Below are 14,248 nucleotides of genomic sequence, written 5' to 3'. Positions count from 1 at the left end.
CGGAACCTGAGTCCCTAAAACTTGATGAAGTTCGCCTCATCGGGGTCGTTCATGTCGGGCATGCGGCGGGCGGCCGCGTTGGCGCTCAAGCGCGACGGCTTGGCCGGCCGGCGCTGGCTCGGCGCAATCAGCGGCTTGTGCGCGGCGCCGGCCAGCTTGAAGAAGGACATGGCCTGTTGCAGCTGCTCGGCCTGGGCGCTCATCTCTTCCGCCGTCGCCGCCAGTTCCTCCGAGCTGGAGGCGTTCTGCTGGGTGGTCTGGCTTAGCTGCGTCACCGCCGCGTTGATCTGGCCCACACCGGCCGATTGCTCTTCCGAGGCCGCCGTGATCTCCTGCACCAGGTTGGAGGTGCGGCGGATGTTCGGCACCATCTCGTTGAGCAGCTGGCCGGCTTTTTCCGCCAGCTGCACGCTGCTCGACGCCACCTGTTCGATTTCCTGCGCCGCCACCTGGCTGCGTTCGGCCAGCTTGCGCACCTCGGCCGCCACCACCGCGAAACCCTTGCCATGCTCGCCGGCGCGCGCCGCCTCGATAGCCGCGTTCAACGCCAGCAGATTGGTCTGGTAGGCGATGTCGTCGATGATGCTGATCTTCTTGGCGATCTGCTGCATCGCCGCCACGGTCGACTTGACCGCCTCGCCGCCTTCGGCCGCTTCCAGCGCCGCCTTGCTGGCGATGCCGTCGGTGACCTTGGCGTTCTCGGTGTTCTGCGAAATCGACGCCGTCATCTCTTCGACCGAGGCGCTGGTCTGCTCGGTGCCGGCGGCCTGCTCGCTGGCCGCCTGCGACAGCGATTGCGCCGTGGCGCTGACTTCTTCCGACGCCGACGCCAGCGACTCGGCGCCGTTGTTCACTTCCTGCACCACGTTCGACAACTTGTCGATCATGCTCTTCATGGCCGCCAGCAGGCTGGTGGTGTCGCCGGCCGTGAGCTGCACGTCGGCGCGCAGGTCGCCGTCGGCCACCAGGCGCACGATGTCGGCCGCATAGGCCGGGTCGCCGCCCAACTGCTTCATGATGCCTCGCAAAATCAGCATGCCCAGGACCACCAGCACCACCAGCGCCACGGCGGACGCGGTGTACATGCTGGAGAAGGCGGTGGCGGAGGCAACGTCGGCCTGCTTGACGGCATCGTCGCCGTACTTGACGTTCAGTTCCACCAGCTTGTCCAGGTTGAGCTCAACCTCGTGAAAGGAAGTGCGGTTGTCCATCAGGTTGGCGTGCAGCGCGACAAACAGCTCCTTGCGCTTGCCCGGTTCCGCACTTTGGATCTGCGTCAGCAGGGTGGTGAATTCGTCGTTCTTGCGCTTCCAGGTGTCCCAGGCCTTGACGAAGACCTTCCACACCGCCTCTTCCTCCTTGGTTTGCGGCAGCGGCTCGTAGGCCTTCCAGGCCACCTCGATCTGGCTGAAGATCTCGGCGCGGCGCTTGATCTGCTGGGTGATTTCCGCCGTATTCTCCGGCGTCATGGCGGCGGCGTCGGCCGCGCGGTTGGCGGAGCGGATGCCGGTCTTGCCTTCGTTGATACGCAACAGCGCCTGCACCGATGGCATCCGGTTCTTGCCGATTTCGGCCAGCATCTCCCCTTGTTGTTTCAAGCCCTGGAAGGCGATCAGCACCACCAGCAACAACGCCAGCACAGCGACGCCGATCAGCGTCAGGAGCTTGGTCCGAACTGTAATGTTTGCAAACATGATGCCTCCTAGGGGATGTGCGCTACGAATTCCTGCAGGTGCAAGGTCGATACCAGGTGCTGCACGTCGAGCAGCAGCACGAAGCGGCCGCCCACCTTGCCGATGCCCTTGAGCAGATCGGCCTTCACGGCGCCGAAGCGCGGCGCCGGCTCGATGTCGGCGCCCGGTATGTCGAGCACCGCGTTGACCGCGTCCACCAGGATGCCGATGACGAACGGTCCCTCCTCGCCGGCCACCTCCACCACGATGATGCATGTGCGCTTGCTGATCGGCGACGGTTCGCGTTCCAGCCGCCGCGCCAGGTCCAGCACCGGCACCGCCGCGCCGCGCAGGTTGATCACGCCGCTGATCGCCGCCGGCATCTGCGGCACCGCCGTCACGCCGGCGTATTCCAGGATTTCGCGCACCGCCAGGATGCCCATGGCGAACATGTCCCGGCCCAGCATGAAGCTGAGGTACTGCGCCTGCGCCTGGGCCTGGCCCTGTATGGGTGCAGGCGGATCGGCGACGGTCAAGCTGCTCATGGTGTTACCTCGTTAGAATTTGACGAAGTGCGACTCATCCGGCTCGCTGACTTCCTTCATGCGGCGGCTCACCGCCATGCCGCCCGACAGGCGCGGCGGCTTGCGCGCCGGCGAAGGCGTAGCGCGCACCATATGCGAGGCGCCGGCCAGCTTGAAGAAGGACATGGCCTGCTGCAGCTGCTCGGCCTGGCCACTCATCTCTTCGGCCGTCGCCGCCAGTTCCTCGGAGCTGGAGGCGTTCTGCTGGGTGGTCTGGCTCAGCTGCGTCACCGCCGCGTTGATCTGGCCCACGCCGGCCGATTGCTCTTCCGAGGCCGCCGTGATCTCCTGCACCAGATTGGAGGTGCGGCGGATGTTCGGCACCATCTCGTTGAGCAGCTGGCCGGCCTTCTCGGCCAGCTCCACGCTGCTGGACGCCACCTGCTCGATTTCCTGCGCCGCCACCTGGCTGCGTTCGGCCAGCTTGCGCACCTCGGCCGCCACCACCGCGAAGCCCTTGCCATGCTCGCCGGCGCGCGCCGCCTCGATCGCCGCGTTCAGCGCCAACAGGTTGGTCTGGTAGGCGATGTCGTCGATGATGCTGATCTTCTTGGCGATCTGCTGCATCGCCGCCACGGTGGACTTAACCGCCTCGCCGCCTTCGGCCGCTTCCAGCGCCGCCTTGCTGGCGATGCCGTCGGTGACCTTGGCGTTCTCGGTGTTCTGCGAAATCGACGCCGTCATCTCTTCGACCGAGGCGCTGGTCTGCTCGGTGCCGGCGGCCTGCTCGCTGGCCGCCTGCGACAGCGACTGCGCCGTGGCGCTGACTTCTTCCGAGGCCGACGCCAGCGCTTCGGCGCCGTTGTTCACTTCCTGCACCACGTGCGACAGCTTCTCGATCATGCTCTTCATGGCCGCCAGCAGGCTGGTGGTGTCGCCGGCCTTGACGTCGACCTCGATGCGCAGGTCGCCGTCGGCCACCTGGCGCACGATGTCGGCCGCGTAGGAAGGGTCGCCGCCCAGCTGCTTCATGATGCCGCTCAGGATGAACAGGCCGATCACCACCAGCAGCGCCAGCGCCACGCCGGAAGACAGGTACATGCTCTTCATGGCGCTGGCGGATGCCGCTTCGGCGCTTTTCACGGCGTCATCGCCGTACTGGGAGTTCATGTCCACCAGCTTGTTGAGGCTCTCTTCCGCTTCGCGGAACGGCGCGCGGCTTTCCTGGATCGCGTTGTGCAGAAGCCCGGACAGTTCCTTGCGCTTGGTCGCGTCGGCCCGGACGATCTGGCCGGCGATGTCGGTGATCTGCGCATCGCGCTGTTTCCAGTTGTCCCATTGCTTGACGAAGCTCTTCCACAGCACGGCTTCCTCCGGCGCCTGCGGCAGCGGATCGTAGATCTTCCACGCCTTGTCGATCTCCGCCCACGACTCCTGCTTGCGCTTGAGCTCATGGCTGACGCCATCCGCTTCCTCCGCGTACATGCCCATCGCGTCGATGGCGCGGCTGGCCGAGCGCAACGCGGTCTGTCCTTCGCTGATCACCAGCAGCGCCTGCACCGACGGCATGCGGTTGCCGCCGATCTCGGCCAGCATCTCGCTCTGCTTCTTCATGCCAGCAAAGGCGATCAGCACCACGGTCACCAGCGCGGCAACGGCCACCGCAAGCAAAATTAAAATCTTCGATCGTACCTGCAATGTCGACAACATCAGTGTTCCCCTCTAGCTTTGGTTATGTGTATGCTTACTCTTCGCCGGCCAGCGCGCGCAATCTGCGCCGGTCCTGCCTGATCCACCCCACCAGCTCTTCGGCCGGCATGGGCTTGGCCAGTAAATACCCCTGCGCCATGTCGCAACCGAGGTCGCGCAACAGCTTCCAGTCCTCCACCGTTTCCACCCCTTCGGCCACGGTGGCCACGCCCAAACTCTGCCCCAGGTCGAGCGCGCTTTTCAGCACCATCAGGCGGTTGGGCCACTGCGCCGCGCCGTTGACGAAGGCGCGGTCGATCTTCAGTTCCGTGAACGGGCAGCGCGCGAACTGCTGCATCGACGAATAGCCGATGCCGAAATCGTCCATCGCCAGGCCATAGCCGGCCAGCCGCAGGCGGCCCATATTGGTCAGCGCCTGCGACAGCTGGCGCATCACGCTGGTCTCTGTCACCTCCCACACCAGCGAGGCCGGCGCCACCCCGGAGGCGGCCACGCGCGCCATCAGGCGGTCGATGAAACCGCGGTCGGCCAGGTTGTCGGCCGACAGGTTGACCGACACCGTCAGCGGCGGCAGGCCGTGCTGCTGCCAGTCCAGGATGCGCTCCAGCACCTGCTGCACCAGCTCCAGCGTGAAGTCGGCCATCAGCGGATGGCCTTCCAGCGTGTCGATGAAGTGCGCCGGCGACAGCATGCCGCGCTGCGGGTGCTTCCAGCGCGCCAGCGCCTCCACCCCTTTCAGGTGGCCGTTCTGCATGGCGATCTTGGGCTGGAAGTAGGGCACGAACTCGCGCCGCGTCAGCGCCTGCGCCAGTTCCTCCAGCGTCGCCTGCGGCAGTGGCTGCGGCGCGGCCGGGGCGCAATCGCCGGAACGGTCGCCGGCCTTGACCAGCAACTGCGTCAGCGACTCCACCTGCACCGGCTTTAGCAAGGTGCCCAGCAGGCCGAAGCCGTCGTCTTCGCAAGCCATGTTCTCGATGATCTCCAGCAGGCGCGGGTCGCGCGCGCTGATCACGATCAGGTTTTCCGCCAGCCGGCGCTCGCGCAGCTGGCAGGTCAGCTCGATGCCGTCCATGCCCGGCATTTCCAGATCGGTCAGCACCAGGTAGATCGGCTTTTCCGCGCAGGTCTCCAGCACGCGCAGCGCCTCGTTGCCGTCGCCCGCTTCGAGGATCTGGCCGAAGTTCAGCTGCCGCAGCAGGCCCACCAGGTAGCCGCGCTGGACCACGCTGTCCTCCACCACCAGCACGCGGCGGCCGGTCCAGCAGGGCACGGCGGCGGCAGTGGTAGCGGCGCTGGTGGCGCTGGTGGCGCTGGTGGCGCTGGTGGGTATCGTATTCATCATCAATACTGCAACTGTTGCAGGATTTCGCGGTAGATCGCGTTCAGCGGCACCGACTTCTCGACGCCGCCGCGCTTGACCGCTTCCTTGGGCATGCCGTACACCACGCAGCTGGCCTCGTCCTGCGCCACGGTGCGGGCGCCGGCCTTGAGCATCTCCAGCAGGCCGGCCGCGCCGTCGTCGCCCATGCCGGTCATGATCACGCCCAGCGCATTGGCGCCGGCCGCGCGCGCGGCGGAGCGGAACAGCACATCGACCGAAGGCCGGTGGCGGTTCACCAGCGGCCCGTCGACCACCTCCACGAAATACTGGGCGCCGGTGCGCCGCAGCAGCATGTGCTTGCCGCCGGGCGCGATCAGCACCTGGCCCTGCAGCACGCGGTCGTTGTTGGCCGCTTCCTTGACGCGCACCTGGCACACGCTGTCGAGCCGCGCGGCAAAGGCGGCGGTGAATTTTTCCGGCATGTGCTGCACCACCACGATGCCCGGCGCCACGCGCGGCAACGCGGTCAGCACTTCCTCCAGCGCCTGCGTGCCGCCGGTGGAGGTGCCGATCGCCACCACGCGCTCGGTGGTGGTGGTCATCGGACGCGCATCGGCCGGCGGCAGGATGGCGTCCGCATTCAGCTTGACGGTCACCGGCGGCGGCGGACGGTTGGCCAGCTTGCCGACATGGGCGCCGGCGGCGGCGCGCACGGCCGACACCAGTTCGTCGGCGCTGTCGTGCAGGAACTGCTTGAGGTCCAGGCGCGGCTTGGTGATGATGGCCACCGCGCCGGCGGTCAGCGCCTCCACCGAGGTCTGCGCGCCCTTCTCGGTCAGGGTCGAGCAGATCACCACCGGCGTCGGATGTTCGGACATCAGCTTGCGCAGGAAGGTGATGCCGTCCATCTTCGGCATCTCCACATCGAGCACGATCACGTCCGGCCACTGCACCTTCATGCGCTCCATGGCCAGCAGCGGGTTGGCCACCGCGTGGGTGACGGTGATGCCGGGGGCCGCGTTCAGCAGGCCGCTCAGCACCTGCCGCACCACGGCCGAGTCGTCGACGATCATGACCTTGATTCCGCTCATGCCTGGTTTCCTGTCCCTGTGCCGCTCCACGCCGGTTCCGGTGGAACCTGGCGGCTCAACACCTCGCCGCTGCGGATGGTGAAAATCAATTGACGGTGCCCCTCGCCGAACAAGCTCTCGGACACCACGTGTATGCCGTGCTGCTGCAACATGCTGCGCGCGTAATCGCCGTTCTGGGTGCCGATGTCGCGCACCTTGCCGCTGCGCGGGAACATGGCGCCGCCGCCGAAGATCTTGCCCTGGCACTGGGTCAGCGGCACGCCGTGCTGCGCCATGCCTTCCACCATCAGGCGCATGGCGTCGGCGCCGTACATGCCCGGCTTGTCGGACGGGCGGTCCTGCTTGCGGCGGCCGTGGCCGGGCAGCAGGAAGTGCGACATGGCGCCGATGCGCGTCGCCGGGTGCCACAGCGTGATCGAGACGCAGGAGCCGAGCAGCGTGCGCACGCGGTACTGCGCATCGCCGACGAAAAATTCGCCCGGCATCAGAAAGATATCGATCAGCTTGGCGGCAGTCATGGCTTGCGATAGATCGAGGGCGCCACGGCGGTCACGCTGTCGTTGATGTCGTTCAGCGTTTCCGAATGGCCGATCAGGAAGTAGCCGCCCGGCCGCAGCTGCGCCAGCAATCGCGCCACCACCTGGCGCTTGGTCTCCAGGCTGAAATAGATCATCACGTTGCGCAGGAAGATCACGTCGAAGGTGCCGATCTTGGGCAGCGGCGCGTTCAGGTTCAGGTGCTGGAACTGCACGCGCTGGCGCAGCCCGCGCTCGATCAGCAGGGTGCCGGCCTCGCTGCCCTGCCCCTTCAGGCAGAAACGCTTCAGGTAGGCCTGCGGCATATGGGCCGCGCGCTCCATCGGATAGTGGCCACGGCGTGCGCTGTGCAGCACGCGGGTGCTGATGTCGGTGCCCAGCACCTCCCACGCCGCATCCTCGCCCATGGCGTCGGCCAGCACCATGGCGATGCTGTACGGCTCCTCGCCGCTGGAACTGGCGGCGCTCCACACGCGCAGGCCGCGGTTCTTGGCCGCCGCATCCTGCGCCAGGTCGCGCAGCAGGGCGAAGTGCTTGGGTTCGCGGAAGAAGTAAGTCTCGTTGGTGGTCAGCAGATCGACCGCCATCTGCAGCTCGGCCGGCTGCGCGCGGCTCTCCAGCAGGCGCAGATAGTCGCCGTAGCTGTCGAGCTGATAGTGCGCCAGGCGCTTGGCCAGGCGGCCGCTGACCAGCGCCTGCTTGCCGTTGGCCATGGTGATGCCCGCCGCATCGTAGATGAAGCGCTGGAACTGCGAAAACTCGCGCTGGGTGATCATGGTTACCGGCATGGCGCACCGCCCGTCATGCTGCCGCGCTGGCGGAGGCCGTGCCGCGCGCCATGTCGACGATTTCCTCGCTTGAGAGCACGCGCTCGATGTCGAGCAGGATCACGAAGCGTCCATTGTACTTGCCCATGCCGGCGATGAAGTCGGGACGGATGCGGGTGCCGAACGACGGCGGCGGCTCGATGTCGGCGGCGGCGATTTCCACCACCGCGTTGACCGCGTCCACCAGCATGCCCAGCACCTGCTTGCTGTCGCTGTCCTCGCCCTCGGTCTCGACGATGACGATGCAGCTGCGCTTGCCGATCACGCTGGGCGCGCGGCCAAAGCGGGCCGACAGGTCCATCACCGGCACCACCGCGCCGCGCAGGTTGATCACGCCGCGCACGCAGGGCGGCATCATCGGCACCGTGGCCAGGCTGCCGTACTCGATGATCTCCTTGATGTGCAGGATGCCCACCGCATACTGTTCCTCGCCCAGCATGAAGGTCAGGAACTGGCTGGGCAGCGCGGCCCCGCTCTGCAGCGCGACGATGGCACTGCTGCCATATGGGACTACATTCGTGACTACATTGGCCTCGTTTGCGGCACTCATCTCATCCTCTCCGGTTTATGCTGCCAGGGCGACGACGCCCTTGCCGCCCACGGTGTGCATCAGCGCCGACACGTCCAGGATCAGCGCCACTTCGCCGCTGCCCAGGATGGTCGAACCGCTGATGCATTTGACTTCGCTGAACATCGGGCTGAGCGGCTTGATCACGGTCTGGAATTCGCCCAGCAGGGTGTCGACCACCAGGCCGGCGCGGTGGTTGCCGAACTTGAGCACCACGATGCTCTCGCGCCGCGTGGCCGCGCCCTCAATGCGGAACAGCTCGCGCAGACGCACCAGTGGCAGCACCTGGCCGCGCAGGTTGGTGTAGTCCTGGCCCGGCTCGGTGGCGTACTCGATGCACTCCTCGATCATGTCGAGCGGGATGACGAACACCGACGATCCCACCTGCACCAGGAAGCCGTCGATGATGGCCAGGGTCAGCGGCAGGCGCACGGTGACGGTGGTGCCCTGCCCTTCGCGGCTGCCGACGTCGACGCTGCCGCGCAGCGCCGTGATGTTGCGCTTGACCACGTCCATGCCGACGCCGCGCCCGGACAGGTTGGTGATCTTCTCGGCGGTGGAAAAACCGGCTTCGAAGATCAGGTTGTAGATTTCGCTGTCGGTGAGCTTGCGGTCGGGGTCCACCAGCCCGCGCTCAATGGCCTTGGCCAGGATCTTCTCCTTGCGCAGGCCGCCGCCGTCGTCGCTGACCTCGATCACGATGCTGCCCGATTCGTGGAAGGCGTTCAGCTTGATCATGCCCTTGGCCGGCTTGCCGGCCGCCACCCGCACTTCGGCCGGTTCGATGCCGTGGTCCATGGCGTTGCGCACCAGGTGCATCAGCGGATCGCCGATCTTCTCCACCACGGTCTTGTCGAGTTCCGAGTCCTCGCCGTCGACGATCAGGCCGATGTCCTTGCCCAGTTCGCGCGCGACGTCGTGCACCACGCGCTGGAAGCGGTTGAAAGTGGCGCCGATCTTGACCATGCGCAGTTCCAGCGCGGCGTCGCGCACGTCCTCAACCAGCCCGGTCAGGGTCGAGGTGCATTCGAGCAGTTCGACGTTCTGGATATGCTGGCCGATCATGCTGGCGCGCGCGCCGGCGATGATCAATTCGCCCACCAGGTCGATCAGGCGATCGAGCTTGTCGGAGTCCACGCGGATCGAGCGGCTCTCCTGCGCCTTCTGGTCGCTGACCTGCTTCTGCTTGGCCAGCGCCGCCTCCACCACCACCGGCGGCACGTTGCCGGCGCCGACCAGGATGCTGCCCAGCTGCTGGGGCGGCGCGTCCTCGGCGCGGTTGTCGGGATTGGACTGCTGCTGCAGCGCGCCGTCGAGTTCCTGCTGGGTCACGCTGCCGCAGCGCACCAGGATCTCGCCAAGGCGGGCGTCGCGTTCCGGCAGGGTGCGGATCAGGTTCACGTATTCGGACACCTTGCTGTGCGGGGGCAGGATGCGGATCTCGCAATCGTCCTGGACGAACTCGAACACGCCGGCGATGGCGTCGCGGTCGGCCGCGCTGTCGAAGGCGATTTCAAAGCCGAGGTAGCACAGTTCGGCGTCCATCTCGTCGGCCGACGGCAGCGCGTCCGGCAGCGTGGCGATGCCGACGATGCGGCCCAGCTTGGACAGGTAGCGCAGGAAGGCGATCGGGTCCATGCCGTTCTGCAGCACCTCGCGGCCGAAGCGCAGCGAGATGTGCCAGAAGTCGTTGCGCCGTTCGTCGAGGCGCTCGGCGTCGATGCGGTGCACGCCCGGCTCCGCTTGCGCATGCACCACCGGCACGGCGGGAATCGCCGGAGCGGCGTCGCCGTCCATGTGGCGCCGCAGCTGCTGTTGCAGCATCTCGCCTTCGGGCGCGGTGTCGGGGTCTTGCTCGGTCTGGCCTGCGGCCAGGCCGTCGGTCAGGCCGGACAGGTAGTCGCAGCAGGACAGCAGCAGCACCACCATTTCATCGTTGAGCACCACGCTGCCGTCGCGCACCTTGTCGAGAAGGCTCTCGACCACGTGGGTGAAGCCGACGATGTGGTCCAGGCTGAACAGGCCGGCCGAGCCCTTGATGGTGTGGGCGGCGCGGAAGATGGCGTTGATCGCCTCGCCCTGATCGCCGGCCAGGTCGACGTTGAGCAGCGCGTTTTCCATTTCTTCGAGCAGCTCGCGGCTTTCGGCGATAAATGTCTGTAGCGCTTCGTCCAGGTTCATGGCTCTTCCCTTGTCAGGCGTGAATCAGCACGGCGTCGCCGAAGAAGGCGCCGAGATCGAGCATCTCAAAGATTTCCATCACGGCCGGGCTATGCTGCAGCAGGCGCAGCTCGCGCTGGTCGGCGGCGGCTGCCTGCTTGGCCAGCATCAGCACCTGCAGGCCGGAGGTATCGAGTTCGGTCACGCCGGACAAATCGATTTCCAGCACGCGCGTCTTGCGCAGCGCCTCCAGTACGGTGACCTTCAGATCGGCGGCGCGGTAGATGTTCATCTCGCCGTCGATGGAAATACGCGTGACATCATCGGCCATGGCGGTCTCCGTGGACTCGGTTGATCAGGGCAGGACCAGCTTGGCGACGGCGCCCAGCAGCACTTCCGGCTTGAACGGCTTGACCACCCACGCCTTGGCGCCGGCCGCCTTGCCTTCTTCCTTCTTGCTCTCCTGCGATTCGGTGGTGAGCATGATCACCGGGGTGAACTTGTAGTTGGGCAGCTGCTTGAATTCGCGCACGAAGGTGATGCCGTCCATATTGGGCATATTGACGTCGCACACCACCAGATGGATTTTCTGGCCGGTGCACTTGGACAGCGCGTCGACGCCGTCGCGGCCTTCGATCACATCGTAGCCGGCGCCCTTGAGCGCGATGCCGACCACTTGCCGCAGGGAGGCCGAATCGTCGACCACCATAATGGTTTTTGCCATAACTTAGCTACCTCTAGAAAAAAGTGATTTCATCGGCTTGCGCGGCGGCCGGCGCGGCCAGCCTGGCGCCGCTGTGCACCGCATGCTCTTCCGCCATGGCGTAGGTCTTCTGCAACTCGTGCAGCAGGCGGTCGGGATCGAGCGGTTCCAGCACGCCGCCGGACGCGTAGAGGTCGCGGTTCTCGCGCAGCAGCGCCGGCAGGCGCTCCATGTTCTCGCGCACGTGCGCCATCACCTGGCTGACACGGTCCTGGAACTGCAGCTGCACCAGCGCCTCGCCCACTTCGCCCTGGATACCGATGCTCTCCTGCTTGAGCAGCTCGGACGACTGCACCAGCGTGTCGGTCATCTGGCGGAATTCATTGAGCACGCCCTCGATCATGCCTTCGGCCGACTGCATCGACTTGCCTTCCGCCTCGCTCGACTGGTCGGCCAGCTGGCTGGCGGCCAGAATGGCGCTGCTGATCAGGCCGACGCGGTTGGTGATCTCCTTGCCGGTGTCGGCCGAGCGCATCGACAGCTGGCGCACTTCCTGCGCCACCACCGCGAAGCCGCGTCCCGCCGGGCCGGCGCGCGCCGCCTCGATGGCCGCGTTCAGCGCCAGCAGATTGGTTTGCGCGGCGATGCTGGCCACGCCTTCGGCCATGCCGCGCAGTTCGCGCGTGAAGCGTTCGAGGTCCTTGATCTGCGCCAGCATGGCCTGCTTGGACGACATCGCCGATTTCATCGACGTCACCACCGAGCCGAGCTGCTGTTCGCTGTGCGCGAACAGCTCGGTCATCGAGCCGCCGCCCTGCTTGTTGGCGCTGGAGACGTGCACCGCGTTGTCGAGCTTGTCGACGATGCTGGAGAAGCGCGACGCCAGGTCGGAGACCGCCTCCTCCATCTGCGTGCGCGAGTTTTCGATATGCCGGCACCACACCGGCAGCACGGCGTCGCCGAAGCGTTCGCGCGCGGCCAGGTAGTCGTCGATCATGGCGTTGTCGCCCGTGGCGCCGGATGTGCCGAAACTCGTATCGCGCGCCAGCCAGGCGGCCGCGCCGAACAGCAGCGCCGCCCAGATCAGGGTGTACCACCCCCACGCGCTCCAACCGGCCACCACGGTGCCCAAGGCACCGGCGCCGGCAAAGGCGAACGGCACTAGCATTTTGCTATGTAGATTCACTGGATGCCACCTTGTTATCGTTCTATCGTCCCCAACAAACTCCGCTTTTTCACAGCGGCGAAAGGTAAAACCATTGTATCTGTAGTTTCACGCTTGAGCGGCGCAAAATGGCGCGGCGAGGCAATTACATGAAGTTAATGTAGCTGTATTCCGCCAGCGGCGAGCCTTGCCGGCAAAGGGCTGCTTTGTTTTCAACGAGATGCATCTTGCTAGCCGTTTGTTGCGCAACTGCATCACATCCGCTGCGGACGCGCTGCGACACCGGGGCGATGTCCCCTATGGACACGGTCGAATTACCAAGGTTGCGCAGAACGCAATTCGCGCTAGGCCAGCAGCGTTCGGGACGGTCCGCGCACGCCCGGCCGCACGTCTTCCAGTTTGAAGATGCTGACCGCGCTGGCCAGCAAGGCGGCCTGCTCCTGCATGGAGCCGGCGGCGGCGGCGGCCTGTTCCACCAGCGCCGCGTTTTGCTGCGTCACGTGATCCATCTGCGCGATGGCCAGGTTGATTTGCTCGATGCCATGGGTCTGCTCGATGCTGGCGTTGCTGATCTCGGCCATGATGGCGGTCACGCGGTGGATGCTGCCCACCACCTCCTCCATGGTGCTGCCGGCGCGGCCCACCAGGCGCGTGCCCGCCTCCACCTTGCCGACCGAATCGTCGATCAGCGTCTTGATTTCCTTGGCGGCGCTGGCCGAGCGCTGCGCCAGGCTGCGCACCTCGGAGGCCACCACCGCGAAGCCGCGCCCCTGCTCGCCGGCGCGCGCCGCTTCCACCGCCGCGTTCAAGGCCAGGATGTTGGTCTGGAAGGCGATGCCGTCGATCACGCCGATGATGTCGACGATCTTCTTCGACGAGGCGTCGATCGAGGCCATGGTCTGCACCACGTCCGACACCTCGGCGCCGCCGCGCTGCGCCACCTCGGCGGCCTTGGCCGCCAGCTGGTTGGCCTGGCGTGCGTTCTCGGCGTTCTGCTTGACGGTGCCGGTCAGCTCCTCCATCGAGGAGGCGGTTTCCTCCAGCGAACTGGCCTGCTGCTCGGTGCGCGAGGACAGGTCGAGGTTGCCGGCGGCGATTTCCGACGAGGCGGTGCTGATGGTGTCGGTGCCGCTGCGCACCTCGCCGACGATGCGCACCAGGCTCGACGACATGCGGTTCAGCGCATGCAGCAGCTTGCCCGGCTCATCCTTGCTGTAGTCGCTGGGCGAGCGGTGGCTGTGGTCGACCAGGTCGCCTTCGGCCACGCACTGGGCCAGCGCCACCGCCTCGTTGATGGGGCGGGTGATGCCGCTGGTGAGCCACCACGAGAAGCTGACGCCGAAGCCGACCACCAGCACCGCCAGCAGGGCCAGCTGGTTGCGGCTGCTCTCGGCCACCTGCTCGATGCGGGCGGCGGCGGCGTCGATCTCCTTGCGCTGGTGGTCGAGGATGCGCTGCAGCATGCCCTCGTAGACCTTGGACGACGGCAGGTAAACCTGCTCCAGCAGGCGCGTGGCTTCGGCGGCGTCGCCGGCGGCCTTGGCCTTCATCAGGCCGTCGCGCGAGCTGACGTAGATCTTGCGGGTTTCCACCAGCTCTTCCATCAGCTTCTTGTCGCCGTCGTTGGACAGCTCTTCGATTTTCTTGATCAAGCCTTGGGAGAAGGCGGTGGCGGTCTTGGCTTCCTCGGCGAAGAAGGTGGCCAGCGACGGGTCGGCGCTCTTGGCCACGGCGGTGGTGCGGCGGATGCCGGCGTACACCATGCGGTACCAGTCCGAAATCAGGCGCTCCTTGGCCAGCGGCTGCGCCATCATGGCGCGGGTGGATTCGGCCACGCCCTGCAGGCGGTAAATGCCGAGGCCGGTATTCAGGATCAGGATGGCCAGGATGACTGCAAAGCCGAACGCCATGCGCCTGCCGATGCTGAGATCAGAGATTTTCATGCCAGTCTCCTGTAGCGAATCGTTCTT

13 protein-coding genes are annotated in these 14,248 nt (G+C 66.2%); all 13 read right to left on the bottom strand.

Features of this window, described 5'->3' with window-relative positions:
• Positions 1 to 14 precede the first annotated feature (14 nt).
• Positions 15 to 1,694, bottom strand: a complete 1,680-nt coding sequence (locus tag ACXZ1M_RS15355) for a HAMP domain-containing methyl-accepting chemotaxis protein (protein ID WP_459048561.1) — start codon at positions 1,692 to 1,694, stop codon at positions 15 to 17.
• Between the two features lie 8 nt (positions 1,695 to 1,702).
• Entirely contained in the window at positions 1,703 to 2,218 is a 516-nt protein-coding gene (locus ACXZ1M_RS15350) for a chemotaxis protein CheW (RefSeq protein ID WP_459048560.1), read from the bottom strand.
• 12 nt (positions 2,219 to 2,230) lie between these two features.
• On the bottom strand, positions 2,231 to 3,907 hold the full coding sequence (locus ACXZ1M_RS15345) for a HAMP domain-containing methyl-accepting chemotaxis protein (protein ID WP_459048559.1): 1,677 nt from the start codon (positions 3,905 to 3,907) through the stop codon (positions 2,231 to 2,233).
• Between the two features lie 34 nt (positions 3,908 to 3,941).
• Positions 3,942 to 5,249 (bottom strand): EAL domain-containing response regulator, encoded by a 1,308-nt coding sequence (locus tag ACXZ1M_RS15340; protein ID WP_459048558.1) that lies wholly within the window; start codon positions 5,247 to 5,249, stop codon positions 3,942 to 3,944.
• Positions 5,249 to 6,319: a protein-glutamate methylesterase/protein-glutamine glutaminase gene (locus ACXZ1M_RS15335; RefSeq protein ID WP_459048557.1), complete on the bottom strand. Its 1,071-nt coding sequence runs from the start codon at positions 6,317 to 6,319 to the stop codon at positions 5,249 to 5,251. The genes ACXZ1M_RS15340 and ACXZ1M_RS15335 overlap by 1 nt, the downstream gene beginning before the upstream one ends.
• Positions 6,316 to 6,837 carry a chemotaxis protein CheD gene (locus ACXZ1M_RS15330; protein WP_459048556.1) on the bottom strand — a complete coding sequence of 174 codons (522 nt, stop codon included), beginning with the start codon at positions 6,835 to 6,837 and terminating at the stop codon, positions 6,316 to 6,318. Before ACXZ1M_RS15330 ends, ACXZ1M_RS15335 begins: the two co-directional genes overlap by 4 nt.
• On the bottom strand, positions 6,834 to 7,643 hold the full coding sequence (locus ACXZ1M_RS15325; protein ID WP_459048555.1) for a CheR family methyltransferase: 810 nt from the start codon (positions 7,641 to 7,643) through the stop codon (positions 6,834 to 6,836). The genes ACXZ1M_RS15330 and ACXZ1M_RS15325 overlap by 4 nt, the downstream gene beginning before the upstream one ends.
• Before the next feature lie 13 nt (positions 7,644 to 7,656).
• Positions 7,657 to 8,232 (bottom strand): chemotaxis protein CheW, encoded by a 576-nt coding sequence (locus ACXZ1M_RS15320; RefSeq protein WP_459048554.1) that lies wholly within the window; start codon positions 8,230 to 8,232, stop codon positions 7,657 to 7,659.
• A gap of 15 nt (positions 8,233 to 8,247) precedes the next feature.
• Positions 8,248 to 10,431 carry a chemotaxis protein CheA gene (locus ACXZ1M_RS15315; RefSeq protein ID WP_459048553.1) on the bottom strand — a complete coding sequence of 728 codons (2,184 nt, stop codon included), beginning with the start codon at positions 10,429 to 10,431 and terminating at the stop codon, positions 8,248 to 8,250.
• A gap of 13 nt (positions 10,432 to 10,444) precedes the next feature.
• Positions 10,445 to 10,741, bottom strand: a complete 297-nt coding sequence (locus ACXZ1M_RS15310) for an STAS domain-containing protein (protein ID WP_459048552.1) — start codon at positions 10,739 to 10,741, stop codon at positions 10,445 to 10,447.
• A gap of 24 nt (positions 10,742 to 10,765) precedes the next feature.
• Positions 10,766 to 11,134 (bottom strand): response regulator, encoded by a 369-nt coding sequence (locus tag ACXZ1M_RS15305; RefSeq protein ID WP_459048551.1) that lies wholly within the window; start codon positions 11,132 to 11,134, stop codon positions 10,766 to 10,768.
• Positions 11,135 to 11,147: 13 nt separating this feature from the next.
• The gene (locus tag ACXZ1M_RS15300) at positions 11,148 to 12,281 is read right to left on the bottom strand and encodes a methyl-accepting chemotaxis protein (RefSeq protein WP_459048550.1); all 1,134 of its coding nucleotides are present in this window, start codon (positions 12,279 to 12,281) and stop codon (positions 11,148 to 11,150) included.
• Between the two features lie 341 nt (positions 12,282 to 12,622).
• A complete protein-coding gene (locus ACXZ1M_RS15295; RefSeq protein ID WP_459048549.1) occupies positions 12,623 to 14,221 on the bottom strand; it encodes a methyl-accepting chemotaxis protein in 1,599 nt (532 codons plus the stop codon).
• Positions 14,222 to 14,248 lie beyond the last annotated feature (27 nt).

This window comes from Duganella paludis, assembly GCF_054461335.1.
Note: the sequence above shows the minus strand (reverse complement) of the source record. Positions and strands in the feature narration are given on the sequence as shown.